This window comes from Ruegeria sp. CDSA241 (genome assembly GCF_059611265.1).
In genome coordinates, this window is record NZ_JBXWPF010000039.1 from 1 (window position 1) to 2,990 (window position 2,990).

Here is a 2,990-nt window from a genome sequence, read left to right on the forward strand (position 1 = left end):
GACCGAAACCCAATGAGCTATAAATCTGACATCGAAATTGCGCGTGAGGCGAAGAAGAAGCCGATTCAGGAGATTGGTGCGAAGATCGGCATCGAATCTGCTGATCTTCTGCCCTATGGCCATGACAAGGCAAAGGTGAGCCAGGACTTCATCAATTCGGTTCAGGGCCGTGAGGACGGCAAGCTGATTCTGGTGACGGCGATCAACCCGACGCCTGCGGGTGAGGGTAAGACGACGACGACTGTGGGTCTGGGTGACGGTCTGAACCGGATCGGCAAGAACGCGATGATCTGTATCCGTGAGGCTTCGCTGGGCCCGAACTTTGGCATGAAGGGCGGCGCTGCGGGTGGTGGTTACGCGCAGGTTGTTCCGATGGAAGAGATGAACCTGCACTTCACCGGTGACTTTCACGCCATCACCAGCGCCCATTCACTGCTGTCGGCGATGATCGACAACCACATCTACTGGGGCAATGAGTGCGAGATCGACATTCGCCGTGTAGCGTGGCGTCGTGTGGTCGACATGAACGACCGCGCGCTGCGTCAGATCACGGCCAGCTTGGGTGGCGTATCGAACGGTTTCCCGCGCGAGACCGGCTTTGACATCACCGTGGCCTCTGAGGTTATGGCGATCCTGTGCCTGGCCAACGACCTGAAAGATCTGGAAAAGCGTCTGGGTGACATCATCGTGGCCTATCGCCGCGACAAGACCCCGGTTTACTGTCGCGACATCAAGGCCGAAGGCGCGATGACGGTGCTGCTGAAGGACGCGATGCAGCCGAACCTGGTGCAGACGCTGGAAAACAACCCGGCCTTTGTGCATGGCGGCCCGTTTGCCAACATCGCGCATGGCTGTAACTCGGTCATTGCGACCAAGACCGCGCTGAAAGTGGCTGACTATGTGGTGACCGAAGCGGGCTTTGGGGCCGATCTGGGCGCCGAGAAATTCATGAACATCAAGTGCCGCAAGGCGGGTATCGCGCCGTCGGCTGTGGTGCTGGTTGCCACCGTGCGTGCGATGAAGATGAATGGCGGTGTGGCCAAGGCTGATCTGGGTGCGGAAAACGTCGACGCGGTCAAATCGGGCTGCGCCAACCTGGGTCGTCACATCGAAAACGTCAAATCCTTTGGCGTGCCGGTTGTGGTTGGCATCAACCACTTCGTCACCGATACCGACGCAGAAGTGCAAGCCGTGAAAGACTATTGCTCTGACCACGGGGTCGAAGCGGTTCTGTCGCGTCACTGGGAGCTGGGGTCGGAAGGTTCGGCGCCGCTGGCCGAGAAGGTGGTCGAAATCGTCGAAGGGGGCACAGCGAACTTTGCGCCGATCTACCCCGACAATATGCCGCTGTTCGAGAAGATCGAAACCATCGCCAAGCGCATCTATCGCGCGGACGAGGTTCTGGCCGACAACAAGATCCGCAACCAGCTGCGTGAATGGGAAGAAGCCGGTTACGGCAACCTGCCGGTCTGCATGGCCAAGACGCAGTATTCCTTCTCGACCGATCCCTCGTTGCGCGGCGCGCCCACCGGCCATTCGGTTCCGGTGCGCGAGGTGCGCCTGAGCGCGGGTGCCGGATTTATCGTGGCGGTCTGTGGTGAGATCATGACTATGCCGGGCCTGCCGCGCAAACCGGCGGCCGAAAGCATCTGCCTCAATGACGCAGGTGAGATCGAGGGCTTGTTCTAAGTCGCCAGATAAGACATCTCGTGATCCGGAGAATGCTCCGGGCCACGAGGAGATCACGATGCCCACTCTGACACCGCCGCAAGACTGCGCAACGATGCAGGATCTGCGGATTCAGATCGACCAGCTGGACCGGCACCTGATCGAGATGCTGGTGAGGCGCGCCAGCTACATTGATCGCGCGTCTGAGTTGAAGCCGGGCGAGGGCCTGCCGGCCCGTATTCCGGATCGTGTTGAAGAGGTGGTGCAAAAGGTGCGTGCCAGCTCTCAGGCGGCGGGGATGGACCCCGATCTGGCCGAGACGCTGTGGCGCATTCTGATTGACTGGTCGATTGCGCGTGAGGAACGTGTGCTCGGCAACGACTGACTGACCGGGCGCCCCAAGCGCCCGATCCGTTTTTGGGAAGAAGGGATCGAAGAATGGTAGCGCAGGTTATCGACGGTAAGGCCTTTGCAGCAACGGTGCGGGCACAGGTTGCCGATCAGGTTGCAAAGCTGAAGGACGAAAATGGCATCACCCCTGGTCTGGCCGTGGTTCTGGTGGGCGAAGACCCGGCCAGCCAGGTCTATGTCCGCTCGAAGGGCAAGATGACCGTCGAGGTCGGCATGAACTCGTATGAGCACAAGCTGGATGTGGACACCTCCGAGGCAGACCTGCTGGCATTGATCGACAAGCTGAATACCGATCCCGCAGTCCACGGCATTCTGGTGCAGCTGCCGCTGCCCAAGCATCTGAACGAAGATCTGGTGATCAATTCGATCGACCCGGCCAAAGATGTCGACGGGTTCCACATCTCGAATGTGGGCCTGCTGGGCACCGGTCAGAAATCGATGGTGCCCTGTACCCCACTGGGCTGCCTGATGATGCTGCGGGACCATCATGGATCGTTGTCGGGAATGGACGCGGTTGTGATCGGCCGCTCGAACATCGTCGGCAAGCCGATGGCGCAACTGCTGCTGGGCGACAGCTGCACCGTGACCATCGCGCATAGCCGCACCAAGGATCTGCCCGATGTTGTCCGTCGCGCGGATATCGTTGTCGCCGCTGTGGGCCGCCCCGAGATGGTGCCCGGCGACTGGATCAAGGAAGGCGCCACGGTCATCGACGTGGGCATCAACCGCATTGAACGCGACGGCAAGAACAAGCTGGTTGGAGACGTGGATTACGCCAGCGCCGCCGAACGCGCCGGAGCAATCACCCCCGTCCCCGGTGGCGTCGGCCCCATGACAATCGCATGCCTGCTGGCCAACACCCTGACCGCCGCATGCCGCGCAAACAAACTCCCCGAACCAGAAGGCCTGAC

3 protein-coding genes are annotated in these 2,990 nt (G+C 60.6%); all 3 read left to right on the forward strand.

Annotated features, from left to right (window positions below; translation table 11 throughout):
- The first annotated feature begins 12 nt into the window (after window positions 1-12).
- Window positions 13-1,689 carry a formate--tetrahydrofolate ligase gene (locus AC2FJV_RS20115; RefSeq protein ID WP_281996164.1) on the forward strand — a complete coding sequence of 559 codons (1,677 nt, stop codon included), beginning with the start codon at window positions 13-15 and terminating at the stop codon, window positions 1,687-1,689.
- Between the two features lie 58 nt (window positions 1,690-1,747).
- Window positions 1,748-2,053, forward strand: a complete 306-nt coding sequence (locus AC2FJV_RS20120; protein ID WP_142640424.1) for a chorismate mutase — start codon at window positions 1,748-1,750, stop codon at window positions 2,051-2,053.
- Between the two features lie 53 nt (window positions 2,054-2,106).
- The coding region (gene folD, locus AC2FJV_RS20125; protein ID WP_271952851.1) for a bifunctional methylenetetrahydrofolate dehydrogenase/methenyltetrahydrofolate cyclohydrolase FolD at window positions 2,107-2,990 on the forward strand (884 nt) is incomplete at its 3' end.